At 68.8% G+C, this 26,791-nt stretch carries 19 protein-coding genes, 1 tRNA gene and 1 pseudogene; 13 read left to right on the top strand and 8 right to left on the bottom strand.

The features are described 5' to 3' along the window. Positions 1 to 60 precede the first annotated feature (60 nt). A pseudogene (locus IEZ15_RS14520) lies at positions 61 to 466 on the bottom strand (FAD-dependent oxidoreductase); the annotation flags it as partial. A 337-nt stretch (positions 467 to 803) separates the two neighbouring features. On the opposite strand from IEZ15_RS14520, the gene IEZ15_RS14515 reads away from it, so the two are divergent. Next, positions 804 to 1,766, top strand: coding sequence for a right-handed parallel beta-helix repeat-containing protein (locus tag IEZ15_RS14515; protein ID WP_189277080.1), 963 nt, complete (start codon positions 804 to 806; stop codon positions 1,764 to 1,766). 93 nt (positions 1,767 to 1,859) lie between these two features. Here the strand turns inward: IEZ15_RS14515 and rpsA are convergent, their stop codons facing one another. Next, the gene (gene rpsA, locus IEZ15_RS14510; RefSeq protein ID WP_114243973.1) at positions 1,860 to 3,371 is read right to left on the bottom strand and encodes a 30S ribosomal protein S1; all 1,512 of its coding nucleotides are present in this window, start codon (positions 3,369 to 3,371) and stop codon (positions 1,860 to 1,862) included. A gap of 397 nt (positions 3,372 to 3,768) precedes the next feature. Between rpsA and IEZ15_RS14505 the strand changes: the two genes are divergently transcribed. Together IEZ15_RS14505 and hrpB are read left to right on the top strand one after the other, a co-directional pair. Continuing rightward, positions 3,769 to 4,593 (top strand): class I SAM-dependent methyltransferase, encoded by an 825-nt coding sequence (locus tag IEZ15_RS14505; RefSeq protein WP_189277078.1) that lies wholly within the window; start codon positions 3,769 to 3,771, stop codon positions 4,591 to 4,593. A gap of 64 nt (positions 4,594 to 4,657) precedes the next feature. Continuing rightward, positions 4,658 to 7,150, top strand: coding sequence for an ATP-dependent helicase HrpB (hrpB, locus tag IEZ15_RS14500; RefSeq protein ID WP_189277076.1), 2,493 nt, complete (start codon positions 4,658 to 4,660; stop codon positions 7,148 to 7,150). Positions 7,151 to 7,256: 106 nt separating this feature from the next. Here hrpB and pgfA read toward each other — a convergent pair whose 3' ends face one another. The 3 genes from pgfA to IEZ15_RS14485 all read right to left on the bottom strand — a co-directional run bounded on the left by pgfA (position 7,257) and on the right by IEZ15_RS14485 (position 10,256). Next, on the bottom strand, positions 7,257 to 8,267 hold the full coding sequence (gene pgfA / locus IEZ15_RS14495; RefSeq protein ID WP_114243976.1) for a cell envelope lipid trafficking protein PgfA: 1,011 nt from the start codon (positions 8,265 to 8,267) through the stop codon (positions 7,257 to 7,259). A gap of 37 nt (positions 8,268 to 8,304) precedes the next feature. Then, positions 8,305 to 8,445 carry an SPW_0924 family protein gene (locus tag IEZ15_RS14490; protein WP_189277074.1) on the bottom strand — a complete coding sequence of 47 codons (141 nt, stop codon included), beginning with the start codon at positions 8,443 to 8,445 and terminating at the stop codon, positions 8,305 to 8,307. A 146-nt stretch (positions 8,446 to 8,591) separates the two neighbouring features. Beyond that, complete coding sequence (locus tag IEZ15_RS14485; protein WP_189277072.1) at positions 8,592 to 10,256, bottom strand: lytic transglycosylase domain-containing protein; 1,665 nt, start codon at positions 10,254 to 10,256, stop codon at positions 8,592 to 8,594. Between the two features lie 186 nt (positions 10,257 to 10,442). Between IEZ15_RS14485 and IEZ15_RS14480 the strand changes: the two genes are divergently transcribed. Further along, on the top strand, positions 10,443 to 11,282 hold the full coding sequence (locus IEZ15_RS14480) for a DUF4184 family protein (RefSeq protein WP_189277070.1): 840 nt from the start codon (positions 10,443 to 10,445) through the stop codon (positions 11,280 to 11,282). A 53-nt stretch (positions 11,283 to 11,335) separates the two neighbouring features. Here the strand turns inward: IEZ15_RS14480 and polA are convergent, their stop codons facing one another. Next, positions 11,336 to 14,047, bottom strand: a complete 2,712-nt coding sequence (polA, locus tag IEZ15_RS14475; RefSeq protein WP_189277069.1) for a DNA polymerase I — start codon at positions 14,045 to 14,047, stop codon at positions 11,336 to 11,338. 158 nt (positions 14,048 to 14,205) lie between these two features. Between polA and IEZ15_RS14470 the strand changes: the two genes are divergently transcribed. The 7 genes from IEZ15_RS14470 (at position 14,206) to IEZ15_RS14440 (ending at position 23,425) form a co-directional block, all read left to right on the top strand. After that, the gene (locus IEZ15_RS14470) at positions 14,206 to 16,545 is read left to right on the top strand and encodes an FdhF/YdeP family oxidoreductase (RefSeq protein WP_229845889.1); all 2,340 of its coding nucleotides are present in this window, start codon (positions 14,206 to 14,208) and stop codon (positions 16,543 to 16,545) included. Positions 16,546 to 16,625: 80 nt separating this feature from the next. After that, a complete protein-coding gene (locus IEZ15_RS14465; RefSeq protein ID WP_114243981.1) occupies positions 16,626 to 17,096 on the top strand; it encodes a PaaI family thioesterase in 471 nt (156 codons plus the stop codon). A gap of 669 nt (positions 17,097 to 17,765) precedes the next feature. Beyond that, positions 17,766 to 18,974, top strand: a complete 1,209-nt coding sequence (locus IEZ15_RS14460; RefSeq protein WP_189277323.1) for a branched-chain amino acid ABC transporter substrate-binding protein — start codon at positions 17,766 to 17,768, stop codon at positions 18,972 to 18,974. A 104-nt stretch (positions 18,975 to 19,078) separates the two neighbouring features. After that, a complete protein-coding gene (locus IEZ15_RS14455; protein WP_037699258.1) occupies positions 19,079 to 20,008 on the top strand; it encodes a branched-chain amino acid ABC transporter permease in 930 nt (309 codons plus the stop codon). 5 nt (positions 20,009 to 20,013) lie between these two features. Continuing rightward, a complete protein-coding gene (locus tag IEZ15_RS14450) occupies positions 20,014 to 21,810 on the top strand; it encodes a branched-chain amino acid ABC transporter permease (protein WP_189277067.1) in 1,797 nt (598 codons plus the stop codon). Positions 21,811 to 21,815: 5 nt separating this feature from the next. Continuing rightward, positions 21,816 to 22,712, top strand: coding sequence for an ABC transporter ATP-binding protein (locus IEZ15_RS14445; RefSeq protein WP_189277321.1), 897 nt, complete (start codon positions 21,816 to 21,818; stop codon positions 22,710 to 22,712). Then, the gene (locus tag IEZ15_RS14440; RefSeq protein ID WP_189277064.1) at positions 22,709 to 23,425 is read left to right on the top strand and encodes an ABC transporter ATP-binding protein; all 717 of its coding nucleotides are present in this window, start codon (positions 22,709 to 22,711) and stop codon (positions 23,423 to 23,425) included. The genes IEZ15_RS14445 and IEZ15_RS14440 overlap by 4 nt, the downstream gene beginning before the upstream one ends. Before the next feature lie 74 nt (positions 23,426 to 23,499). Here IEZ15_RS14440 and IEZ15_RS14435 read toward each other — a convergent pair whose 3' ends face one another. Further along, positions 23,500 to 24,162: an ANTAR domain-containing response regulator gene (locus IEZ15_RS14435; protein ID WP_189277062.1), complete on the bottom strand. Its 663-nt coding sequence runs from the start codon at positions 24,160 to 24,162 to the stop codon at positions 23,500 to 23,502. 102 nt (positions 24,163 to 24,264) lie between these two features. On the opposite strand from IEZ15_RS14435, the gene IEZ15_RS14430 reads away from it, so the two are divergent. Together IEZ15_RS14430 and IEZ15_RS14425 are read left to right on the top strand one after the other, a co-directional pair. Beyond that, positions 24,265 to 24,337 (top strand) — tRNA-Leu (locus IEZ15_RS14430). A gap of 111 nt (positions 24,338 to 24,448) precedes the next feature. Beyond that, positions 24,449 to 25,228, top strand: coding sequence for a helix-turn-helix domain-containing protein (locus IEZ15_RS14425; protein WP_189277060.1), 780 nt, complete (start codon positions 24,449 to 24,451; stop codon positions 25,226 to 25,228). Between the two features lie 8 nt (positions 25,229 to 25,236). On the opposite strand, the gene pyk is transcribed toward IEZ15_RS14425, so the two are convergent. Continuing rightward, positions 25,237 to 26,670 carry a pyruvate kinase gene (pyk, locus tag IEZ15_RS14420; protein WP_189277058.1) on the bottom strand — a complete coding sequence of 478 codons (1,434 nt, stop codon included), beginning with the start codon at positions 26,668 to 26,670 and terminating at the stop codon, positions 25,237 to 25,239. Positions 26,671 to 26,791 lie beyond the last annotated feature (121 nt).

Genomic DNA, 26,791 nt, shown 5'->3' with positions numbered 1-26,791 from the left:
GGCGGGGTACGGGCATTCCCGGACCGTGCCCCTTCACCCGGCGTTTCATGCCGGAACTTACGCGAGAACGCGGGTGTGCAGCGCCGTCACCGCGTCGAGTTCGCGACAGTGGTCGAGGGTGACCATCCACTGCGGGATCCGGGCGGGTCCCGCGTTCATGTACTGCCCGTCACTGGAGTGTGCGGTCTGCTGGTTGCCGTAGGTGTCGATGGTGGAATCGCCCCCGCGCACGGTGAAGTTGCGGCCGCCCGTACGGCTCCGGGCCTCCAGGACCGTACAGTCGTAGCCCGCCTTGCCCAGTTCGTACGCGGTGGTGAGTCCGGCGATTCCGCCGCCGACGATCACGGCCTCGGCCGCAGCCTTCCCCTTCGGCGTGAAGTCACCTTCGCCGGGTGTGTGAAAGGCAGGTTCACGGCTTGCCGCCCGGGTGGGGGGCGAGGCCGAGGGCCCCCATGGTCGCGAACATCGCGCCCGCGCCACCCGTGATCCCTGCGTTGCACAGAAACGTGCGGCGGCTCGCGCCCGGCACCACAGGCGAGTTGCGCGAAGTGCGTGTCATGCCCCGGCTCCCCTTCGGATCTCGAGGTTGCCGCGATCCCGGCAAGGGTGTGTTACGGGCCGTCAGTTACTCGTGCATCCCGCACGTTTCCCTCTGTTCGCCCCGCTCGACGCCGCCACGAACAATGGTCCAGACCTTGACATGGCCACACCTCACCCTTACCGTCACTGGGCAGCATGTTCAGAGACTCGCCCCACGTTCATGTACGAGAACTCTCGAACTCCTTTGACGGGAAGGCACCCCCATGCGTACCCGCACGCTGCTCCCCGCCCTGCTGGCCACCGCGCTCGCCACCGGCGGCCTCGCCCTCACCTCCGCCACCACCGCGGACGCGGCGACGGTCATCGATGTGAGCACCGCCGCCCAGCTCAAGTCCGCCCTCACCGCCGCGGTCCCCGGCGACACGATCCACCTGGCCGACGGCACCTACACCGGCAACTTCAAGGCGACCGCCCCCGGCACCGCCTCCGCCCGGATCACCCTCACCGGCTCCGCCAAGGCAGTCCTCACGGCCGGCGGCGGCTACGGACTCCATCTCAACGGCGCCTCCTACTGGACCGTCCAGGGCATCACCGTCACCGGCGGCCAGAAGGGCATCATGACCGACACCGCCACCGGGGTCGTGATCGATTCGGTGACCGTGCACGATCTGGACATGGAGGGCGTCCACTTCCGCAAGTCCAGCAAGAACGGCGTCATCAAGAACTCGCGGATCTACGACACCGGGCACGACGGCCGCGGCATGGGCGAGGGCGTCTACGTCGGCACGGCGGGCGATCTCTCCGACAGGAGCGACCAGGTCCAGATCCTGAACAACACGATCGGACCGGGGGTCGGCGGCGAGAACGTCGACATCAAGGAGGGCACCACCGGGGCACAGATCATCGGCAACACCTTCGACGGCAGCGGGCTGACCGGCGCCAACTACGACGACTCCTGGGTCGATGTGAAGGGCAACGACGTCCTGGTCGAGGGCAACAAGGGCTCCCGTACGACCAACAACGGCTACGAGACCCACACCCAGCAGAGCGGTTGGGGCTGCGGCACCGTTTTCCGCAACAACACCTCGGACCTGACCGGCTCCACGGGCGACAAGCAGATCGCGTTCAACGTGACCAACTACAGCGCGAGCTGTCCGACCGCCGTCCACAGCAGCAACACGGTGACCGGCGGCAAGGGCCTGACCAACATCACCGTCACTCCGTAACCGCGCCGCGGATACGAGTGAGGCCCGCTCCCCGAAGGGAGCGGGCCTCACTTTCAGCTACTGCAGCCGATCACCGGCCGGAGGGGCAGAGCGTCAGCTCTGGCCGCCCGCCAGCTTCTCGCGCAGGGCAGCCAGGGCCTCGTCCGACGCCAGGGCGCCGGAGTTGTCCGCGGACTCCGAGGAGTACGAGCCGCCACCGCTGCCGCCGGAGGCAGCCGGGGCGCCACCGGCCGGGGCAGCAGCGCCCTCGGCAGCAGCGGCCTCGTCGGCCTCGCGGGACTTGATGACCTGGGCCTGGTGCTGCTCGAAGCGCGCCTGCGCCTCGGCGTACTGCGTCTCCCACACCTCGCGCTGAGCCTCGAAGCCCTCGAGCCAGTCGTTGGTCTCGGGGTCGAAGCCCTCGGGGTAGATGTAGTTGCCCTGGTCGTCGTAGGACGCGGCCATGCCGTACAGGGTCGGGTCGAACTCGACCGAGGCCGGGTCGGCACCGAAGGCCTCGTTGGCCTGCTTCAGCGAGAGGCTGATGCGACGACGCTCGAGGTCGATGTCGATGACCTTGACGAAGATCTCGTCGTTGACCTGGACGACCTGCTCCGGGATCTCCACGTGGCGCTCGGCCAGCTCGGAGATGTGGACCAGACCCTCGATGCCCTCGTCGACGCGCACGAACGCACCGAACGGAACGAGCTTGGTGACCTTACCGGGAACGACCTGCCCGATCTGGTGCGTACGGGCGAACTGCTGCCACGGGTCTTCCTGCGTCGCCTTGAGCGACAGCGAGACGCGCTCGCGGTCCATGTCGACGTCGAGGACCTCGACGGTGACTTCCTGGCCGACCTCGACAACCTCGGAGGGGTGGTCGATGTGCTTCCAGGAGAGCTCGGAGACGTGCACGAGACCGTCGACGCCACCGAGGTCCACGAACGCACCGAAGTTGACGATCGAGGAGACGACGCCGGAGCGGACCTGGCCCTTCTGCAGGGTCGTGAGGAAGGTCTGACGGACCTCGCTCTGGGTCTGCTCGAGCCAGGCACGGCGGGACAGGACCACGTTGTTGCGGTTCTTGTCCAGCTCGATGATCTTCGCCTCGAGCTCCTTGCCCACGTAGGGCTGAAGGTCGCGGACACGACGCATCTCGACGAGCGACGCCGGGAGGAAGCCGCGGAGGCCGATGTCGAGGATGAGACCACCCTTGACGACCTCGATGACGGTACCGGTGACGATGCCGTCTTCTTCCTTGATCTTCTCGATGGTGCCCCAGGCACGCTCGTACTGAGCACGCTTCTTCGAGAGGATCAGGCGGCCTTCCTTGTCCTCCTTCTGGAGAACCAGGGCCTCGATCTCGTCGCCAACCTTGACGACCTCGTTCGGGTCGACGTCGTGCTTGATCGAGAGCTCGCGGCTCGGGATGACGCCTTCGGTCTTGTAACCGATGTCGAGGAGAACCTCGTCCCGGTCAACCTTGACGATGACACCGTCAACGATGTCGCCGTCGTTGAAGTACTTGATCGTCTCGTCGATCGCCGCGAGGAACGCGTCCGCGTCGCCGATGTCGTTGACCGCAACCTGCGGAGTGGTGGCGGTGGTCTCGGTGCTGCTCGTCATGTGGGAAAGGGCTCCGGTACGGACAGTGAGTCGTAGGTACTGCTACGCCGGGAGCCCGTATCGCCTCTGCAGAAGCCGGACAGCCCGGGAAGCACCGAACCCGCTGGGCGGGAGACGCCTCGTGAACCGAGGGGACATACAACAGACGCGAGCGCGGCCTGCTAGGTCTGAGGCGCGCAGGCCCGCAGCGCAACTTGTAGCATACGGGGGCAGTCGGGCACGGTCAATGCGCGAAGGCGCACACCGGGGGCACAACGCCCCAAATCCGGCACAATTCGTGTTCTCCGAGGCCACATCGGCCCCGGGAGATAATCGTGGGTACGGAGCCGTACTCACGGGTGCCCCTGGGGGCATACCGCGTGCGGCGGGGTGAAGGCAAACTACAACGACGGACACGATGAGCCAAGAGATCTACGCGGCCGAACCCGAAGCGACTCGCCGCGGCGCTTCGGAGGCCGAGAGCAGCCGGGCAAGTCGCGGCTGGTGGGACCGGAACGCCGACGAGTACCAGAGCGACCACGGCGCCTTCCTCGGCGACGACCGTTTCGTCTGGGGTCCGGAGGGGCTCGACGAGGCCGAGGCCGGTCTGCTCGGCCCCGCCGAGTCACTGAGGGGCCTCGACATCCTGGAGATCGGTGCGGGCGCGGCGCAGTGCTCGCGCTGGCTGGCCGCCAAGGGCGCCCGTCCGGTGGCCCTGGACCTCTCGCACCGGCAGCTGCAGCACGCGCTGCGGATCGGCGGCAGCGATGTGCCGGCGGTCCGGCTGGTGGAGGCGGACGCCGGGGTGCTGCCGTTCCGGGACGGCTCCTTCGACCTGGCGTGCTCCGCCTACGGCGCGGTGCCGTTCGTCGCCGATCCCGTGCAGGTGTTCCGCGAGGTGCACCGGGTGCTGCGCCCCGGGGGCCGCTGGGTCTTCTCGGTGACGCATCCGGTCCGCTGGGCGTTCCCGGACGAGCCGGGTCCCGAGGGGCTCTCCGTCACGGCCTCGTACTTCGACCGCACTCCCTATGTCGAGCAGGACGAGCAGGGCAATGCCGTGTACGTCGAGCACCACCGGACGCTGGGCGACCGGGTGCGGGACGTGGTGGCCGGCGGATTCCGGCTGGTCGATCTCGTCGAACCGGAGTGGCCCGCCTGGAACAACCAGGAGTGGGGCGGCTGGTCCCCGCTGCGTGGCAACCTGATCCCGGGGACGGCGATCTTCGTCTGCGTGCGGGACTGATACGGAGGCCCTGGGACCGGTCTCGGGGTACGGGAGCCCCGGTGCCTCGTACGAGACTGGGAGCGTGATCCGTACCGACGCCCTGGACCAGTTGCCCGTACGCACCGCTGTGCCCGCCCTGGAGCGGGCCCTCGACCACCGCGGCGTCGCGGTGCTGTGCGCACCGCCCGGCACCGGCAAGACGACCCTCGTACCGCTGGTCCTGGCCGGTCTGACCGGGGGTGGCCCGGTGCGCAGGGTGGTGGTCGCCGAGCCGCGGCGCATCGCGGCGCGGGCGGCGGCACGCCGGATGGCGTGGCTCATCGGTGAGCAGGCCGGCGGGCGGGTGGGCTTCACGGTCCGCGGGGAGCGGGTGGTGGGGCCCCGCACCGTGGTGGAGGTGGTGACCACCGGGGTGCTGCTCCAGCGGCTGCAGCGCGACCAGGAGCTGGCCGGGGTCGATGCGGTGATCATCGACGAGTGCCATGAGCGGCATCTGGACGCGGACACGGTCGCCGCGTTCCTTCTCGATGTGCGGGAGGCGATCCGGCCCAATCTGCGGCTGGTCGCCGCGTCCGCGACGACGGACGCGGAGGGCTGGGCACGGCTGCTGGGGGATGCTCCGGTGGTGGAGGCGCAGGGCGTTTCGCATCCGGTGGAGGTGGTCTGGGCCCCGCCCGCCGGGCCGGTGCGGCCGCCGCACGGGATGCGGGTCGATCCGGCGTTGCTGACGCATGTCGCCTCGACGGTGCGCCGGGCGCTCGCCGAACGGGAGGGCGATGTGCTTTGTTTCCTGCCCGGTGTCGGCGAGATCGGACGGGTCGCGGCGCAGCTGGCGGGGGTGGCCGCCGAGGTGCTCCAGGTACACGGGCGGGCTCCGGCGGCGGTGCAGGACGCTGTGCTGGCCGGGTCGTCCGGCAGTCGGCGGGTGGTGCTGGCGACCTCGGTGGCGGAGTCGTCCCTGACGGTGCCCGGGGTGCGGGTCGTGGTCGACTCGGGGCTGGCCAGGGAGCCGCGTACGGATCACGCCCGGGGGCTGAGCGCGCTGACGACGGTACGGGCGTCGCAGGCGGCGGGGAGGCAGCGGGCCGGCCGGGCCGGGCGTGAGGCGCCGGGGGCGGTGTACCGGTGCTGGGAGCAGGCGGAGGACGGGCGGCTGGCGCGGTTTCCGTCCCCGGAGATCAAGATCGCGGATCTGGCGGCGTTCGCGTTGCAGGCAGCGTGCTGGGGCGATCCGGACGCGTCGGGGCTGGCGCTGCTCGATCCGCCGCCCGCGGGTGCGATGGGCGCGGCACGCGAGGTGCTGACGGCGGTCGGTGCGGTGGACGCCGACGGGCGGGTGACCGACCGGGGCGTACGGATGTCCCGGCTCGGCCTGCATCCGCGGCTGGCGCGGGCCCTGCTGGACGGCGCTGCCGAGGTCGGCGGCCGCCGGGCGGCCGAGGTGGTGGCGCTGCTGAGCGAGGAGCCGCCGCGCGCATACGGGGATGATCTGGCGGCCGCGCTGCGTACCGCCCGGCGGGGCGGGGACGGCTATGCGGCGCGTTGGCGGCAGGAGGTCCGGCGGCTGTCCTCGTCGGTCAAGGACGTGGGTGGGGCTTGTGGTCCGGACGATGGAGCCGTCGGTCTGGTGGCCGCGCTGGCGTTCCCGGAGCGGGTGGCGCGGGCCCGGGGCGAGGGGACGTTCCTGATGGTGTCGGGTACGGGCGCGGAGCTGTCGGACGAGTCGGGGCTGCGCAGCGCGCCGTGGCTGGCGGTCGCGGTCGCCGACCGGCCCGCGCACGCGGCGTCCGCGCGGGTGCGGCTCGCCGCCGTCATCGACGAGGACACGGCGCGGACGGCCGCCGGGCATCTGCGGTTCGCGGGCGAGGAGGTCCGCTGGGCCGGTGGCGATGTGGTGGCCCGCAGGGTGGAGCGGCTGGGTGCCGTCGAGCTGTCGGTGCGCCCGCTGAAGGAGCCGGCGCCCGAGTTGGTGCGCGAGGCGCTGATCGAGGGTCTGCGGCGCGAAGGGCTCGGGCTGCTGCGCCGGACGCGTGAGACCGAACAGCTGCGGGATCGGCTCGCCTTTCTGCACCGGACGTTGGGTGCGCCCTGGCCGGATGTGTCGGACGGTGCGCTGCTGGACCGTACCGAGGAGTGGATGGAGCCCGAGTTGTCGCGGGCGCGGCGGCGCTCCGATCTCGCGCGGATCGACGCGGGGCAGGCGTTGCGGCGGCTGCTGCCGTGGGCGACCGGTGAGGCGGCCCGGCTGGACGAGCTGGCGCCGGAGCGGATCGAGGTGCCGAGCGGCTCCCGTATCAGGGTGGAGTACGGCGGGGCGCAGCCCGTACTCGCGGTGAAGCTCCAGGAGCTGTTCGGCCTGCAGGAGACCCCGAGGGTGGCCGGGGTGCCGGTGCTGGTCCACCTCCTCTCCCCCGCCGGCCGTCCCGCAGCCGTCACCGCGGATCTGGCGTCGTTCTGGCGGGACGGCTACCGGGCCGTGCGTGCGGAGTTGCGCGGCCGGTATCCGAAGCATCCGTGGCCACAGGACCCCACGACGGTGGAGGCGACCCGGTTCACGAAGAGGGCCCGGCGGTAGGCAGCGCGGGTGAAGGAGCGTTGGTGATCGACGACAACGCCGCGAGGTGCGTGCCCCGAGCCCCGCGACGCCGCGAAGCCTATTGCCGGGCCCTCTGGGGCGCGGCTCAGGCGGGAGTGGGTTCCGGGTCCGGGGCGGTTGCCGGTGCCCCGTCGGGCAGTTCGCCGTCCGGGCGCCGGGAGCGCGCCTCCAGCCACAGGGCGAGCGCGAGCAGGCCGGCGCCGAGGACGACGAAGCCCCAGGGCAGGTACGAGGTGAGCAGCAGGACCAGCAGGCGCTGGGACTTGACCAGGTCGACGATCGATTCGACGTAGTCCGGGCGCATCTTCACGTGCCCGGCGAACACGGTCATGGTGTCCTGCGGCATCCCCATCTTCTTGGCGTTGCGCAGCTCCTCCTTGTGGATCTCCTCGCCGTTGACCGGCGCTCCGGTGACCGGGTCGATCCAGAACATCCGCTTGGTGGTGTACCAGCGGGTCATGCCCGTCTTCGCGATCTGTTCCGTGGTGACGCCCTGGATCGGCATCTTCTTCGGCATCGGGACCTTGGTCCACGGGATGGTCTGCTCGAAGTAGTAGACGTCCATGCCGTGGAAGGTGCGGTTGCCCTTGTAGTGGATGGGCGAGCTGGTGCGGGTCTGGGCGTCGAAGTACTCGTAGTCGCGCTTCTCGGTGAGGAAGGGCCACTTGAACTCGATGCCCTCGCGCCGGACCGGGTCACCGTCGACGGATTCGCCGGTGGCGTGGACGGGGGCCTGGCTGTGGGCGTCGAAGATGTAGCGCTCGGGGATCTGGGAGACCATCTTGCCGTCCGGGCCGGCCACGAAGCTGAGGGCGTCCCAGACGACGACGTCGCGTCCGGCGCTGCGCTCGATCTTCTCGGACTCCTCGACGTTGCCCTTGAGGGTCTGCACGATGGTGACCTTGGGGACCGTCTTCACCTTCATGTTGTCGTTGTAGTCGAGGAGGGTGGCGGGCTTCGCCTCCAGCACCGTCTCCTGGTACTGGCTGGGCGGGATCTTCGCCAGCCTCGGGAAGGCGTACCAGCGCAGCAGTGGCGACATGGCGGCGAAGAAGACGGCGAAGGCCAGGAGTACGAGGCTGGCTCTGCGGCGCATGGTGGTGCCCTCCCTCAGCTTCTGTTGCTTCTTCCGGTTACTGGTTCTTGGGGCCCGGGACGGTGGTCAGCAGGGGTTTGGGCGAGGTCTCTCCGGGCGGGGCGCCGATCGTGGTGATGGTGAAGACGAGCGCGAGGGCTGCGGCCAGCCCGATGGCGGCGGCGACGAGGGCACGCATGCCGGTCCTCCCGGAGAGCACGGATCTGATGGGTCGTCAGGGTTGGGGCACCGTAGCAATGCGGGCGCGAGATGAGAACACGTGGAACAGCCCCTCTGCCGGGTGGTGGCGGAGGGGCTGTCGTGAGTGACGTGCGGCCGGGCGGGTCAGGCAGCGGGGGTTTCCGGGGCCTCGACCTTGAGCTCGATGACGACCGTGGCGCCGCCCTGGGTGGTGAGGCGCAGCTTGTACGTGCCGGCGGTGTCGTCGGCGTAGATCTTCGGGAGCTTCAGGATGCCGTCGGCGTCGGTCCTGAGGTCCGTGAGGGTACGGACCGTCTTGCCGTCCGCGTCCTTGAAGTACGGGCCCTTGTCGTTCTCCACCGGCTCCGCGGCGTTGGTGATCATGGTCGCGGTGACGGCGACACCGGTGGCGACCGCGCCCTTGTAGGTGGCCTTGACCTCGACGGTGTCGGTGAACTCGGCGCCGGGCGCGGCGGTCAGTGCCGTGTCGTCGGTCCTGGCGATCGCGTCGGCCTGTCGGGCGGTGACGGTCGCGGTGTAGGTGACGGCGGGCAGCGAGCGGCCGGTGGCGACGGCCCGCACCGTGAACTGCCCCGTCTTCTCGCCCGCCTGCAGCACCGGAGCGGTGACCGTGCCGTCGGCTCCGGTGAGGAGAGTGACCGTCTTCTTCCCGCCGGCGAAGGTGGCGTCCGTGTCACCGGCGATGGTGAAGGTCACGGACGCCTTGGCGAGCGAACCGCCGAGCTTGTTCGTGGCCCGCACCTTGATCCGCTCGGCGAACGCGCCGCCCGCAGTCGCGGTGAGCGCGCCGGTGCCGGCGTTCTCCACACGTGCGACGGTCTGGGACGGCGGGGGCGTGGGCGGGGTGGGCTTCGGACTGGTCGGAGTGGAGCCGCCCGGCTTCGGCGGCTTCGGCTTCGAGCTCGGAGGCGGGGTCGGGGACGGCGAGGCGCCGGGGGTGCTGGGGTCCGGGCTCGGGTCCGTACCACCGCCGAGGCCGGGCGGGACCACGCCGGTGCCGTCGGGGATCTCGTGGGTGCCGCGCTTGTAGTAGTCGAACCAGGAGCGGACCGTACGGAGGTAGGCGTCCGAGTGGTTGTAGCTCAGGACCGCCCGGTCGAGATCCGTGGCGATGGACAGATCGCGGGAGCCGGCGCAGAGATAACGTCCGGCGGCGAGCGCCGCGTCATAGATGTTGTTGGGGTCCTTGCGGCCGTCTCCGTTGCCGTCCTGGCCCCAGGTCGCCCAGGTGGACGGGATGAACTGCATCGGGCCGACGGCACGGTCGTGCGTCGCGTCCCCGTCGTACGCCCCGTTGTCGGTGTCCTTGATCATGGCGAAACCCCGGCCGTCGAGGACCGGGCCGAGGATCGGGGAGAACGTGGTGCCGTTCGCGTCGACCCTGCCACCGCGGGCCTGGCCGGACTCGACCTTGCCGATCGCGGCGAGCAGCTGCCACGGCAGCCGACATGCGGCGTCGCTGCCGGCAACGGTCTGTTCGGCCTTCTTGTACGCGGCCAGGATCGAAGCCGGTATGCCGGATTCCGCACTGCCGGTGACGGGCAGATCGGTGGCGGTTCCCGGCTTGTTGGGCGTGTTCAGCGGCGGCAGGTCCGTGTAGTACGGCGAGTTGCCGGTGGCCGCGGTGTCATCGGGCGAAGGTGTCGTTCCGGTGGACTGCTGATCGCCACTCCCGGTGGCCAGCGTTGCGCCAGGGCCCCCTGAGGCGGAGAGCGCCGCCACGGCGACTGCGGCCACAGCTGTCGTGGTCGCCCCCTTGCGAAGCCGGCGACCGAATTGCGCTGCCATACCTCTGGCCCCTCCCCTTCGACGGCTGTCCGCGCTCCCCAGCGCCAGGACTCAGGCGACCCTACGGCAACTTGTGCCGCCGGAACACCGTGCACTGACCGGTTCTTACCTGTTTTTCACATTCCGGACAGCAAGTTGTACGGCAGTCGTCGGGCAGGCTACGGCGCCTCACGCATACTTGCCGCCATGCCGTTCACACTCAGTCATGCCGCGGCCGTGCTGCCGGGGATGCGGCGTAACGGAACGGCGCGCGGGCCGCTCCTCGCCTCTGCCCTCGTCGCGGGTTCGTTCGCCCCCGACATGACGTACTACGCGGACACCGCGATCCCGGGCGCCATGGAATTCGGGCAGTTCACCCACTCGGTGTGGGGCGTGTTGACGGTCGATGTGCTGATCACCGCGGCCGTGGTGGCGCTGTGGCTGCTGCTGCGCGAACCGTCGGTGGCGCTGTTGCCGAGGGCCTGGCAGGGACGGGTGCATGCGTTCGTGCGAGGGCAGCGGTGCGGATCCGGCCGAGGGGCGTGGGATGTCCGGGACGGTGGGTGGTTCGTACTGTCGGCGGTCATCGGGTCCGCCACTCATGTCGTCTGGGACGCCTTCACCCATCACGACCGGTGGGGTGTGCGGTTGGTGCCGGTGCTCGACCGCAGCGTCGGCGGGCTTCCCGTGTTCCAGCTGGTGCAGTACGGCAGTTCGGCAGTGGCACTGGCCGTGCTCGCCTGGTTCACGGCTTCGGGGCTGCGGCGGACCGGGGCGCGCCCGGTCCCGCCGTCCGTGCCGGTGCTGGGCCGTCGGGGGCGGTGGTCGGCGGGGGTGCTGCTGAGCGTCTGCCTCCTGCTCGGCGTCGTGCACCGGTGCGCGCGCTGGTATGCGTACTTCGGGCACATCGACACCCCGCTGGACATCATCCCGACCGCCTGCTTCGGCGCCGGGGCGGGACTGGCGGTGGGCCTGGTGCTGTACGGGGCATGGATGCGGCTGCGGCGGTCGCGCGCTTGCGTACCCTCGGTCGCCGGACGGGCCTGATTCCTCCGGGGGGTGTCTGAACAAACCCCCGGGGCCCGTCCGGCGCCGCCGCGTCAGTGCGCTGCGGACTCCCAGTCCGTACCGACACCCACCGATACATCCAGCGGGGCGCGCAACTGCACGGCCGTGGACATCTCGTGGCGGAGGATCTCCTCCACCTGTGCCCGCTCGCCCTCGGCGATCTCCAGGACGATTTCGTCGTGGACCTGGAGCAGCATCCGGGACTTCAGCTTCGCCTCGGTCAGCGCCCGGTCGACCTGGAGCATGGCGACCTTGACGATGTCCGCGGCCGTGCCCTGAATCGGCGCGTTGAGCGCCATGCGCTCGGCCATCTCGCGGCGCTGGCGGTTGTCGCTGTTGAGGTCGGGGAGGTAGCGGCGACGGCCGAAGACCGTCTCCGTGTAGCCGGTGGCCCTGGCCTCCTCCACCACGCGGTGCAGATAGTCACGCACTCCGCCGAACCGCTCGAAGTAGGTGTCCATCAGGCCGCGCGCCTCGCCCGCCTCGATGTTCAGCTGCTGGGAGAGGCCGAACGCGGAGAGCCCGTACGCGAGTCCGTAACTCATGGCCTTGATCTTGCGGCGCATCTCCGGGTCGACGGCCGACTTGTCGACGCCGAAGACCTGCGAGGCGACCGTCGTGTGCAGGTCCTCGCCGGAAGTGAACGCCTCGATCAGGCCCGCGTCCTCGGAGAGGTGGGCCATCACGCGCAGTTCGATCTGGCTGTAGTCGGCCGTCATCAGCGTTTCGAAGCCCTCGCCGACGACGAAGCCCCGGCGGATGGCCCGGCCCTCGTCCGTACGGACCGGGATGTTCTGCAGGTTGGGGTCGGTGGAGGAGAGCCGGCCGGTCGCCGCCACCGTCTGGTTGAACGTGGTGTGGATACGGCCGTCCGCCGCGATCGTCTTGATCAGGCCCTCGACGGTGACCCGCAACTTCGCCTGCTCGCGGTGGCGCAGCATGATGACCGGCAGCTCGTGCTCGGTCTGTGCGGCAAGCCAGGCCAGGGCGTCGGCGTCCGTCGTGTACCCGGTCTTCGTCTTCTTCGTCCTGGGCAGGCCCAGCTCGCCGAAGAGGACTTCCTGGAGCTGCTTGGGCGAACCGAGGTTGAACTCGCGGCCGACCGCGGCGTGCGCCTCCTTCACCGCCTGCTGCACCGCACCGGCGAACTGCTGCTCCATGCCTTCCAGATGGGCCCGGTCGGCGGCGATGCCGTGCCGCTCCAGACGGGCCAGCAGAGCGGACGTCGGCAGCTCCATGCCGTGCAGCAGCTCGGTCGCGCCGACCTCTGCCAGCCGGGTGGTGAACGCATCGCCCAGATCCAGGACCGCGCGGGCCTGCGTCATCAGGGCGTCGGCCTCGGCCCGGTCGTCCGCGCCGAAGGCCAGCTGGCCGTCGGACGCCGCCGCGGGGGCCAGCTCCCGGCCCAGATACTCCACCGCCAGCGCGTCCAGCGCGAAGGAGCGGCGGCCGGGCTTGACCAGATAGGCGGCCAGCGCGGTGTCCATCGTGACACCGTCGACCTGCCAGCCGTGCTCGGGGAAGACCCGCATGGCGCTCTTCGCGTTGTGCATGACCTTCGGCCGCCGCGCGTCGGCGATCCACGCGGCGAACGCCTGCTCGTCGCCCTCGTCGAGCTCTGCGGGGTCGAACCAGGCCGCCGCCCCGTCGGCCGCGGCGAGCGCGATCTCGGTGACCGTGCCGCTGCCCACCGCCCAGGTGTCGACGGTCGCGACGCCGAGTGGCTGCCCGCCGTGCTCGGCGAGCCAGGGCGCCAGCTCGCCCGCGCCCAGCACCGCGCCGTCCAGTTCGATGCCCGCGGCGGGCGCCGGCGTCTCGTCCTCGGCCGCGCCCGGGTCGACGGCCAGCAGCCGCTCGCGCAGGCTCGGATTACGGATCTCCAGGACGTCCAGCACGCCCGTCACCGCGGTGCGGTCGTACGGTGCGCGCTCCAGGTCCTGCGGGGTCTTCGGCAGCTCCACGTCGCGGACCATCTCGGTCAGCCTGCGATTGAGCCGTACCGCGTCCAGGTGGTCCCGGAAATTCTGCCCGGCCTTGCCCTTGACCTCCTCGGCGCGCTCCACCAGCTCGTCGAACGAACCGAACTGGTTGATCCACTTCGCGGCGGTCTTCTCACCTACACCGGGGATGCCCGGAAGGTTGTCCGACGGGTCACCGCGCAGCGCCGCGAAGTCCGGGTACTGCTGCGGCGTGAGCCCGTACTTCTCCTCGACCTTGGCCGGGGTGAAGCGCGTCAGCTCCGAGACGCCCTTCGTCGGGTACAGCACGGTGACGTTGTCCGTGATCAGCTGGAACGAATCCCGGTCACCGGTGACGATCAGCACCTCGAAGCCGGCCGCCTCGGCCTGCGTGGCCAGCGTGGCGATGACATCGTCCGCCTCGAAGCCGTCGACCGCGAAACGGTCGGCGTGCATCGCGTCGAGCAGCTCGCCGATCAGCTCGACCTGGCCCCTGAATTCGTCCGGCGTCTTCGAGCGGTTCGCCTTGTACTCGGGGAACTCCTCCGAGCGCCAGGTCTTGCGGGAGACGTCGAACGCCACCGCGAAATGCGTCGGCGCCTCGTCACGCAGCGTGTTCGCCAGCATCGACGCGAAGCCGTACACCGCGTTCGTCGGCTGCCCCGACCCTGTCGTGAAATTCTCCGCAGGCAGCGCAAAGAACGCCCGGTACGCCAGGGAGTGCCCGTCCATCAGGAGCAGGCGCGGTCGGTTGTCTGCCGTCTTCTTCGATGCCGTCTCAGCCACGCCCCCGATCCTGCCACGGACCACTGACAATCCCGACCGGGCATGGCTCGCCGGACGCTCTGTCGGTGCCTCGTGACAGGATCGGCGGAGGAACACGTACTGCGTCACTGCGTACAGCGCACCGCGCAGGTTCGCAGCTGCTCAAAGGGGAGCACGAAATGGCCACGAAGCCGCCCACAGGTGACCCGGTCCAGGATGCGCCGCGGGTCGAGCCGGCGCAGCACGCCGCCGCCGGGCTGCCGGCCGTCGCGCACAGTCTGCTCATCGCCCAGCAGCAGATGGGGGTGCGGCGCACCGCGCAGACCCTCCTCAAGGTCAACCAGAAGAACGGCTTCGACTGCCCCGGCTGCGCCTGGCCCGAGGGCGACAAGCGGCACACGGCGGAGTTCTGCGAGAACGGCGCCAAGGCCGTCGCCGAGGAGGCGACGCTGCGCCGTGTCACCCCCGGCTTCTTCGCCGCGCACCCGGTCGCCGATCTCGCCTCGCGCAGCGGGTACTGGCTGGGCCAGCAGGGGCGGATCACCCAGCCGATGTACCTCCCCGAGGGCGCCGAGCGGTACGAGGCGGTGTCCTGGGAGCGGGCCTTCGGCATCATCGCCGAGGAGCTGGGTGCGCTCGCCTCGCCCGACGAGGCCCTCTTCTACACCTCGGGGCGCACCAGCAACGAAGCGGCGTTCCTGCTCCAGCTGTTCGCCCGCGAGTTCGGCACGAACAACCTCCCCGACTGCTCCAACATGTGCCACGAGTCCTCCGGCTCGGCGCTGACGGAGACCATCGGCATCGGCAAGGGCAGCGTCTCGCTGGAGGACCTCCACCAGGCAGACCTGATCATCGTCGCCGGGCAGAATCCCGGCACGAACCATCCCCGGATGCTCTCCGCCCTGGAGAAGGCCAAGTCCGCGGGCGCGAAGATCATTTCGGTGAATCCGCTGCCCGAGGCCGGCCTGGAACGGTTCAAGAACCCGCAGACCCCGCTCGGCATGGTCAAGGGCGCCGCGCTCAACGATCTCTTCCTCCAGATCCGCATCGGCGGCGACCAGGCCCTCTTCCGGCTCCTCAACAAGATGATCCTCCAGACCGAGGGCGCCGTCGACGCAGCCTTCGTGCGGGACCACACCCATGGTTACGAGGAGTTCGTGGCCGCGGCCCGCGAAGCCGACTGGGAACAGACCCTCGCCGCCACCGGCCTCCACCGCAGCGACATCGAAGCGGCCCTCGCGATGATCCTCGCCTCGAAGCGCACCATCGTGTGCTGGGCCATGGGCCTCACCCAGCACAAGCACTCCGTGCCGACCATCCGCGAAGTCGTCAACTTCCTTCTGCTGCGCGGCAACATCGGCCGTCCCGGCGCCGGAGTCTGCCCCGTCCGCGGCCACTCCAACGTCCAGGGCGACCGCACCATGGGCATCTTCGAACGACCCGCACCCGAATTCCTCGACGCGCTCGACAAGGAATTCTCGATCACCTCACCGCGCCACCACGGCTACGACGTCGTCCGCTCCATCCAGGCTCTGCGCGACGGCGATGCCAAGGTCTTCTTCGCCATGGGCGGCAACTTCGTCGCGGCCACTCCCGACACGGAGGTCACCGAGGCCGCGATGCACCGCGCCCGCCTCACCGTCCATGTCTCCACCAAGCTCAACCGCTCGCACGCCGTGACCGGCACCCGCGCGCTGATCCTGCCGACGCTGGGCCGTACCGACAAGGACGTCCAGGCGAGCGGCAAGCAGTTCGTCACGGTCGAGGACTCCATGAGCATGGTCCACGCCTCGCGCGGCAACCTCACCCCGGCGAGCCCGCATCTGCTGTCCGAGCCCGCCATCGTCGCCCGCCTCGCCCGCGCCGCCCTCGGCCCCGGATCGGCCACCCCCTGGGAGGAGTTCGAGAAGGACTACGCGACGATCCGCGACCGCATCTCCCGCGTCGTCCCCGGCTTCGAGAACTTCAACGCCCGCATCGCACACCCCGGCGGTTTCACCCTCCCGCACGCCCCGCGTGACGAGCGCCGCTTCCCCACCGCGACCGGCAGGGCCAACTTCACCGCCGCACCCGTCGAGTACCCCGAGCTCCCCGAAGGCAGGCTGCTGCTGCAGACCCTGCGCTCGCACGACCAGTACAACACCACGATCTACGGCCTCGACGACCGCTACCGCGGCATCAAGGGCGGCCGCCGCGTCGTCCTGGTCAACCCCGACGACGCCCGCACCCTCGGCCTGACCGACGGCGCGTACACCGACCTCGTCAGCGAATGGAAGGACGGGGTGGAGCGCCGCGCCCCCGGCTTCCGCATCGTGCACTACCCGACTGCCCGGGGCTGCGCCGCCGCCTACTACCCGGAGACCAATGTGCTGGTCCCCCTCGGCTCCACCGCCGACACCAGCAACACCCCCGCCAGCAAGTCCGTCGTCGTGCGCTTCGAGAACATCCAGGGGCAGAACGTCCAGGAGCAGACCGCCGGGCAGACCGCCCGGAGGCAGTCCGCACCCACAACCCACTAAGCGTTCGCTCAGTCGTCTGATAAGAACAATGCACACAGCAATAAAGCTATGAACCACGCAGACGATCGGAGCCGGACCCCATGGGCGAGCACACCGCACCCAAGTTCCCCCAGGAGATCATCGACGAGTACGCCGCACTCGGCGTCGATCTGCCCGCACTCTTCTCCGCCGGCCACCTCGGCGAGCGGATGGGCGTCACGATCGTCGAAGCCTCCGCGGACCGCGTCGTCGGCACCATGCCCGTCGAGGGCAACACCCAGCCGTACGGACTGCTCCACGGCGGCGCCTCCGCCGTCCTCGCCGAGACCCTCGGCTCGGTCGGCTCCATGCTCCACGGCGGCGCCGGCAAACTCGCTGTCGGTGTCGACCTGAACTGCACCCATCACCGAGGGGTACGGAGCGGACTCGTCACGGGCGTCGCCACCCCCGTACACCGCGGCCGCTCCACCGCCACGTACGAGATCGTCATCACCGATGAGGACGACAAGCGGGTCTGCACCGCCCGCCTCACCTGCATGCTCCGCAACGCACCTCAGAACGACGCCGCCTGACCGACCGAAACACATTGCACGACACCCCCGACACCACTGCCCGGCCGGACCTCATTCCGGCCGGGCAGCGCCATTCCCGCCCACAACCCCCCACGCACAAGGCATGGTTGAGCAACCGAACCGGCCAACACCCTTGACGCTACGGCTGGTTGTATGACCAACTCAGCACCCCGACCACACCCGGCGCACACCCCGCGCACACAACACCGCGTCGACCACATCGACCCAGATGTAACGCTGCGTAACAAGTGCGCAATGCGCAAACGTCTCCGCGCAGCCCTCCGAACCCGGCCCCGCAGGCGCCGGGCGGCTCACCATGCCCTCATGACGCCCCCTTGACCCCCCGACGCGCGACAGCAGCAAGATCGCTCAAGCCCCTTAGCAGAGCTGCGCGTTCTCACGATGCGGTCATTTCACCGACCGGTAAAAAGCCGTACATGTCCGCACAGCCACCTCAAGCCTTGCTCAAGGGCATAACAAGACAGTCACATCCTGCGGCGGACCCATCCCGGACCCCCACACCTGCGCCTAGAGTCACCGCCAGTCACCGCGCCGCCGGGCGCGTCTGCAGCACGGCCCTGTACCAACCAGTACGGCCCGGCGAACGACACGGCACCTCAAGCAGAGGAGGCCGCGCCAGGGAAAGGACCTTTCGTGCGACACCGTTCTTTGCTCATCCTCACCACAGTGCTCACCACAGGAGCACTGACACTCACCGCCTGCGGGTCGCGCGACGACAGCAAGAAGAGCAGCAGCGGCGACACCCAGACCGTCGTCATCGGCGTCGACGCGCCCATCACGGGCGACCTGTCCGCCCTCGGCCTCGGCATCAAGAACTCCGCGGAGCTCGCCGTCAAGACGGCCAACAAGGACAAGACCGTCCCCGGCATCAAGTTCGAGGTCAAGCCGCTCGACGACCAGGCACAGCCCTCCGTCGGCCAGCAGAACGCCCAGAAGTTCATCGACGACGACACCGTCCTCGGCGTCGTCGGCCCGCTGAACTCCGGCGTCTCCCAGTCGATGCAGAAGCCGCTCAACGACGCCAGCCTCACCCAGGTCTCCCCCGCCAACACGGGCACCGAACTCACCCAGGGCGAGAACTGGAAGACCGGCGACAAGAAGCGCCCCTACAAGACCTACTTCCGCACCGCCACCACGGACCAGATCCAGGGCGCCTTCGCAGCGAAGTACCTCTTCAACGACGCGAAGATCAAGCAGGTCTACCTCATCGACGACCAGAAGCCGTACGGCGCCGGTCTCGCCGCCTCCTTCAAGGCGACCTTCACCACCCTCGGCGGCAAGATCGTCGGCACCGACCACGTCAACCCCGACGACCGCGACTTCAACGCCGTCGTCACCAAGGTCAAGAAGTCCGGCGCCAAGGCCGTCTACTACGGCGGCGAGTACCCCGCCGGCGCACCCCTGAGCCAGCAGCTCAAGGACAGCGTCCAAATCCCCCTCATGGGCGGCGACGGCATGTACAGCGCCGACTTCATCAAGCTCAACAAGAAGGCCCAGGGCGACATCGCCACCTCCGTCGGCAAGCCCGTCGAGGAGCTCGACTCCGCCAAGAAGTTCATCGCGGACTACAAGACGGCCGGATACAAGGACGCCTACGAGGCCTACGGCGGCGGCACCTACGACGCCACCTGGGCGATCATCGAGGCCGTCAAGCTCGCCGTCGCCGACAACAACGGCAAGCTCCCCGACGACGCCCGCGCCAAGGTCCTCGACGCCATGAGCAAGGTCAAGTTCGACGGCGTCACCGGCCCCGTCTCCTTCGACGAGTACGGCGACACCACCAACACCATGATGACCGCCTACCAGGTCGACGGCGGCAAGTGGACGTCCAAGCTCAGCGAGGTCTACAAGCCCTGACCCGTGCCCTCCCGGACACGCACTGACTGACCCCAGACCGCGCGGGAGCGCTACCAGCGCTCCCGCGCGGTGCCATATCCGAACCACTCCACGGAGGCCCTGCGGTGAACGAACTGCCGCAACAGCTGGCCAATGGACTCATCCTCGGCGCGATGTACGGTCTCATCGCGATCGGCTACACGATGGTCTACGGAATCATCCAGCTCATCAACTTCGCCCACGGCGAGATCTTCATGATCGGAGGCTTCGGAGCTCTCACCGTGTACCTCTGGATGCCGGCCGGCGTCTCCCTCCTCGCAATCATCCCACTCATGATCATCGGCGGCGTCATATGCTCCGTCGCCGTCAGCACGGCCGCCGAACGCTTCGCCTACCGGCCACTGCGGGGCGCCCCCCGACTGGCCCCGCTGATCACCGCGATCGGACTCTCCCTCGCACTCCAGCAGGCCATCTGGAAGTGGTACCCCGACGCCAAGAAGGACCGCTCCTTCCCCCAGTTCAAGGGCGAAGCGATCGACATCTTCGGCGCCCACATCCAGCGCGGTGACCTCTTCGTCCTCATCACGGCACCCATCTGCATGCTCGCCCTCGGGCTCTTCGTCTCCAAGACCCGCTCCGGCCGCGGCATGCAGGCCACCAGCCAGGACCCCGACACCGCAAAGCTCATGGGCATCAACACCGACCGCATCATCGTCATGGCCTTCGCCATCGGTGCCGCGTTCGCCGCCGTCGCCGCCGTCGCCTACGGGCTCAAAAACGGCCAGATCGGCTTCAAAATGGGCTTCATCATGGGCCTCAAGGCCTTCACCGCAGCCGTACTCGGCGGCATCGGCAACATCTACGGCGCCATGCTCGGCGGCGTCGTACTCGGCATCGCCGAATCCCTCGCCACCGGCTACATGAGCAACGTCCCCGGCATGGAACTCTTCGGCGGCGGCGCCTGGAAGGACGTATGGGCCTTCGTCCTCCTCATCATCGTCCTGCTGCTCCGCCCCCAGGGCCTGCTCGGCGAACGCGTCGCGGATCGGGCGTGATACCGATGACCACCAACCACACCACCGCACCCGGGGCCGCCCCCTTCCTCGCGATCCCCGCAGCCGCGGCCCGCATCGGCACCCTCGCAGGCGCCGCCGTCGCACTCGTCGGCACCTTCCTCGCCTGGACCTGGACCAGCGAATTCCCCGGCGACCTCACCGTCACCGGCTACCCCGGCGGCCTCCAGGTCCTCACCCTCATCAGCGCCGCACTCACCCTGCTCTTCGCGCTGTCCGGATACGGCATCCGAGGCCTCGGCTGGCTCACCCCCGGCGGCACCAACAGCCCCGTCCGCCTCCTGGCGCTCGGCACCTTCGGCACCACCGGCTACACCATCGGCGCCATCGCGTACGACCTCGGCGGCGTCGTCAACCTGGAACCCGGCGCCTGGGTCAGCGGCATCGGCGCACTCATCGCCGCCGCCGCCGCACTCGGACTCCCCGGCGACCAGCCACTCCCCAACACCACAGCGGCAGGCGCCTGGCAGCGCTTCCGCAACAGCCTCGGCGCCCCGTCGGCCCCCCGCGCCAAAGCGCTCCCCGACTGGGCCGAGATCCTCATCATCGTCGTGTCGTTCGGCATCGGCCTCCAGATCTTCGCCTACGGCATCGACACCGACTACACCGAACTCTTCATCGGCTTCCTCATCACCGTCGGCTTCGGCTTCACCGCACTCCACCGGGCCGGACTCGTCTCCCGCCTCACCACGCTGACCACGAAGCACCGCAACATCACCCTCGCCGCCGCCCTCGTCGCCGCCGTCTGCTTCCCGTTCACACAGCAGAAGGAGGAATACGCGCTCATCGGCGCCAACATCCTCATCTTCGGCACCGTGGCACTCGGCCTCAACGTCGTCGTCGGCCTCGCCGGCCTCCTCGACCTCGGATACGTCGCCTTCCTCGGCGTCGGCGCCTACGCCGCCGCCCTGGTCTCCGGCTCCACCATGTCGGCCATCGGCGTCGAATTCCCCTTCTGGGCCGCCGTCCTCACCGGCGCCGCCGCCTCGCTCGTCTTCGGCGTACTCATCGGCGCACCCACACTCCGACTACGCGGCGACTACCTCGCCATCGTCACCCTCGGCTTCGGTGAAATCTTCCGCCTCACCGTCAACAACCTCAACGGCAACAGCGGCCCCGACCTCACCAACGGCTCCCAGGGCATCCCGAGCATCCCCGACCTCAACTTCTTCGGATTCGACTTCGGGCTCAAGCACGACATCCTCGGCTTCACCCTCGGCAGGTCCGCCAACTACTACCTGCTGATGCTCGTCTTCACCGCCGTAGTCGTCCTCGTCTTCCGCCGCTCCGGAGAATCCCGCATCGGCCGCGCCTGGGTCGCCATCCGCGAGGACGAGACCGCAGCCACCGCCATGGGCATCAACGCCTTCCGCCTCAAGCTGCTGGCCTTCGCCCTCGGCGCCACCCTCGCCGGCCTCGCCGGAACCGTCCAGGCACACGTCAACTACACCGTGACGCCCGAGCAGTACCAGTTCGCCGGCTCCGTACCACCCAACTCCGCATTCCTCCTCGCCGCCGTCATCCTCGGCGGCATGGGAACCCTCAGCGGACCCCTCGTCGGCGCCGCACTGCTCTACCTCATCCCGGCCAAACTGCAGTTCATGCAGGACTACCAGCTCTTCCTCTTCGGCGTCGCACTCATCCTTTTGATGCGCCTGCGCCCCGAGGGCCTGGTCGCCGACCGCAGGAAGCAGCTCGAATTCCACGAGACCGACCAGCTCGACCTACCGGAGCCACGGCAGTCCGAAGAGACCGACGCCGGCATCGCCAAGGCGGGGGCGTGACCACCATGACCACCACCACGAAGACCGCCACCACCGTCCTCGACGCGAGCGGCGTCACCATGCGCTTCGGCGGCCTCACCGCCGTACGCAACGTCGACCTCACCGTCAACGCGGGCGAGATCGTCGGCCTCATCGGCCCCAACGGCGCCGGCAAGACCACCTTCTTCAACTGCCTCACCGGCCTGTACGTCCCCACCGAGGGCAAGGTCAGCTACAAGGGCACCGTCCTGCCGCCCAAGCCCCACCTCGTCACCCAGGCAGGCATCGCCCGCACCTTCCAGAACATCCGGCTCTTCGCCAACATGACCGTCCTGGAGAACGTCCTCGTCGGACGCCACACCAGGACCAAGGAAGGCCTCTGGTCCGCCCTCCTGCGCCTCCCCGGCTTCACCAAGGCCGAGAACGCCAGCCGCGAACGCGCCATGGAACTCCTGGAGTTCATCGGCCTCGCCGACAAGGCCGACCACCTCGCGCGCAACCTCCCCTACGGAGACCAGCGCAAGCTGGAAATCGCCCGCGCCCTCGCCAGCGACCCCGGACTCCTCCTCCTCGACGAGCCCACCGCCGGCATGAACCCGCAGGAAACCCGCGTCACCGAAGAACTCATCTTCGCCATCCGCGACCAGGGCATCGCCGTTCTCGTCATCGAGCACGACATGCGGTTCATCTTCAACCTCTGCGACCGCGTCGCCGTCCTCGTCCAGGGCGAGAAACTCGTCGAAGGCACCTCCGACGTCGTCCAGAGCGACGAACGCGTCGTCGCCGCCTACCTCGGCACCCCCTTCGAAGGCGCCCCCGGCGCCGAAGAAGTCGCCGAGGTCGAAGCCGCCGAAGCAGGCGCCACCAAGACAGCCGGCAGCAGCGCCGACACCACCAGCACCGAGGAGGAGGACACCCGATGACCGCACTGCTAGAGGTCGAGGACCTCCGCGTCGCCTACGGCAAGATCGAAGCCGTCAAGGGCATCTCCTTCACCGTCGAAGCCGGCCAGGTCGTCACCCTCATCGGCACCAACGGCGCGGGCAAGACCACCACCCTGCGCACCCTCTCCGGACTCCTCAAGCCCGTCGGCGGCAACATCCTCTTCGACGGCAAACCCCTCAACAACATCCCGGCCCACAAGATCGTCTCCCTCGGCCTCGCCCACTCCCCCGAGGGACGACACATCTTCCCCCGGCTGACGATCACCGAGAACCTCCAGCTCGGCGCCTACCTCCGCAACGACAAGGCAGGCATCGAAAAGGACATCCAGCGCGCCTACGACCTCTTCCCCATCCTCGGGGAACGCCGCAAGCAGGCCGCCGGAACCCTCTCGGGCGGCGAACAGCAGATGCTCGCCATGGGCAGGGCCCTGATGTGCCAGCCCAAGCTCCTGATGCTCGACGAACCCTCCATGGGCCTCTCCCCGATCATGATGCAGAAGATCATGGAGACCATCGTCGAACTCAAGGCACAGGGCACCACCATCCTGCTCGTCGAGCAGAACGCCCAGGCCGCGCTCTCCCTCGCCGACCACGGCCACGTCATGGAGGTCGGCAAGATCGTCCTCTCCGGCACCGGCGCGGACCTCCTCCACGACGAGTCCGTCCGCAAGGCCTACCTCGGCGAGGACTGAACCCCGCCCGACCGTACGAGTAAGGCCCGCACCCCGATCGATCCGGGGTGCGGGCCTTACTCGGATACGCGCGCCTACTGGTCGCCGTCCTTCGCCGCCCGCTTCTTCTCCTCGGCATCCTCGATCAACGCCTCGGCAAGCTGCTGCATCGACAGCCGACGGTCCATCGACGTCTTCTGGATCCAACGGAACGCGGCCGGCTCCGACAGACCGTAATCCGTCTGCAGAATGCTCTTCGCGCGGTCCACCAGCTTCCGCGTCTCCAGCCGCTGCGCGAGGTCGGCGACCTCGGTCTCCAGCGCCTTCAGCTCCGCGAACCGCGACACCGCCATCTCGATGGCCGGCACCACGTCGCTCTTGCTGAACGGCTTCACCAGATACGCCATCGCTCCGGCGTCCCGCGCCCGCTCGACGAGATCGCGCTGCGAGAACGCGGTGAGCATCAGGACCGGCGCGATGGACTCCTCGGCGATCTTCTCCGCGGCAGAGATCCCGTCGAGGATCGGCATCTTCACGTCGAGGATGACCAGGTCCGGCCGGTGCTCCCGGGCGAGCTCGACGGCCTTCTGACCGTCGCCCGCCTCGCCGACGACCGCGTAGCCCTCTTCCTCCAGCATCTCTTTGAGGTCGAGACGGATGAGCGCCTCGTCCTCGGCGATGACGACGCGGGTCGTCAGCGGCGGAACGTGCGACTTGTCGTCGTCGGCTGCGGGCTGGGGCGACTCGGGGGCGGTCACTGGGGGCTCCTTGTTCAAGACAGGGGTACTGCTGCCAAGAGCCTACCTAGTTACGGTATGTTTGAGGCACGGAGGTCCTTCGGGTTCCTTCGTTTCGAAGGGGCCCCGGTAGCCCAGCGGTAGAGGCCATGGATTCAAAACCCATACAGCGTCGGTTCGAATCCGACTCGGGGCACTCCTCCTTCGATTCCAAGGTTAAGACGCCTGTTTGCGATCTTCACCCTTGTCGGTGAACGCGCCTTCGATCCTGGCGCACGCCAGCGAAGGTCGCACAAGACTCCATCGTATGGAACAGCACAATCCATCGATACGTGACGAAGCACTCGCCCTCTTGCGGAGTGGCTCCACCAATCGAGCGGTTGCAGAACTCCTCAACGTTCCTCGTGGAACAATCGGCTGGTGGCTGCACCAGGACCGCAAGCACCGCGGCGTGCAATATGAGCAGCCCACCGACTGCCCTGCATGTACGGGTCGGGGCATCGATCGCGTTGCGTACGCGTATCTACTGGGGCTCTACCTCGGCGACGGCCACATCATCTCCAAGCCCAAGCAGCACCACCTGTCGATCTTCTGCGGCGACACATGGCCCGGCCTGATCGGAGAAGCAGAATCGGCAATGCGCAGGGTGATGCCCATGCCACGCACCGGACGCCGCCAGAGAAACGGCTGCGTCGAGGTCAAGTCCTATACGAAGCACTGGACATGCGTATTCCCGCAGCACGGCCCCGGCAGGAAGCACGAGCGCCCCATCACCCTCGAACCCTGGCAGCAGGAGATCGTCGACGCCCACCCCTGGGACTTCATCCGCGGACTCATCCACTCTGACGGCTGCCGGAACATGAACTGGACGACTCGGATGGTCGGTGGCGTGCGAAAGCGGTACGAGTATCCGCGGTACTGGTTCACGAACGTCTCGGACGACATCCGGCAGCTCTACACCGACACCCTTGACAAGCTCGGCATCGAGTGGACGCACTGCACGCGCGCGGGCAAGAAGTACAACATCTCCGTCGCCCGACGGGCGTCCGTCGCTCTCATGGACGCCCACGTCGGGCCGAAGTACTGACGACCGATCTACTTCGGGCTGTCGTCCTCACCGATGTGGTGCACCCGGACCAGGTTCGTCGATCCCGGGACTCCCGGCGGGGAGCCGGCCGTGATGACCACGATGTCGCCCTTCTCGCAGCGGCCGATCTTCAGCAGTTCCTCGTCGACCTGGGCCACCATCGCGTCCGTCGATTCCACGTGCGGGCCGAGGAAGGTCTCGACGCCCCAGGTCAGGTTCAGCTGGGAGCGGGTGGCCGGGTCCGGGGTGAAGGCCAGGAGCGGGATGGGTGAGCGGTAGCGGGAGAGGCGCCTGACCGTGTCGCCGCTCTGGGTGAAGGCGACCAGGAACTTGGCGCCCAGGAAGTCGCCCATCTCGGCCGCCGCGCGGGCCACCGCGCCGCCCTGGGTGCGGGGCTTGTTGCGGTCGTTCAGGGGCGGGAGGCCCTTGGCGAGGATGTCCTCCTCGGCGGCCTCGACGATGCGGGACATCGTGCGGACCGTCTCGATGGGGTACTTGCCCACGCTGGTCTCGCCGGAGAGCATCACCGCGTCCGTGCCGTCGATGACCGCGTTGGCGACGTCGGAGGCTTCGGCGCGGGTGGGGCGGGAGTTGTCGATCATCGAGTCGAGCATCTGGGTGGCGACGATGACCGGCTTGGCGTTGCGCTTGGCGAGTTTGATCGCGCGCTTCTGGACGATCGGCACCTGCTCCAGGGGCATTTCGACGCCGAGGTCGCCGCGGGCGACCATGATGCCGTCGAAGGCGGCGACGATGCCGTCGATGTTCTCGACGGCCTGGGGCTTCTCCACCTTGGCGATGACGGGGAGGCGGCGGCCCTCCTCGTCCATGATGCGGTGGACGTCCTCGATGTCGCGCCCGCTGCGTACGAAGGAGAGGGCGATGACGTCGGCGCCGATGCGCAGGGCCCAGCGGAGGTCTTCGATGTCCTTCTCGGAGAGGGCGGGGACGGAGACGGCGACGCCGGGGAGGTTGAGGCCCTTGTGGTCGGAGACCATGCCGCCCTCGATGACGGTGGTGTGGACGCGGGGGCCGTCGACCTCGGTGACTTCGAGGGTGACTCGGCCGTCGTCGACGAGGATGCGTTCGCCGGTGGTGACGTCGGTGGCGAGGCCGTCGTAGGTGGTGCCGCAGGTGTGGCGGTCGCCTTCCATGGGTTCGACGGTGATGGTGAAGCTGTCGCCGCGTTCAAGGAGTACGGGGCCTTCGCGGAAGCGTCCGAGGCGGATCTTCGGGCCTTGAAGGTCGGCGAGGATGCCGACGCTGTGTCCGCTCTCGTCGGAGGCCTTGCGTACGTGGTGGTACCGCTCTTCGTGTTCGGCGTAGGTGCCGTGGCTGAGGTTGAGGCGGGCGATGTCCATTCCCGCTTCGACCAGTGCCTTGATCTGGTCGTATGTGTCGGTGGCGGGGCCCAGGGTGCAAACGATTTTTGCTCGGCGCATGGTTTGAGCCTAGACCTTACCTACGGGTAGTTATTTGGCCGTGCATGACGACCCAACAACCTTTGGGTGAAGGGTTATTGACAAGTGTTGAATTGTGCGGCGGGGCGCTCGGATGAGCGTT

The organism is Streptomyces atratus, assembly GCF_014648655.1.
GTDB classification, from domain to species: domain Bacteria; phylum Actinomycetota; class Actinomycetes; order Streptomycetales; family Streptomycetaceae; genus Streptomyces; species Streptomyces atratus.
Note: the sequence above shows the minus strand (reverse complement) of the source record. Positions and strands in the feature narration are given on the sequence as shown.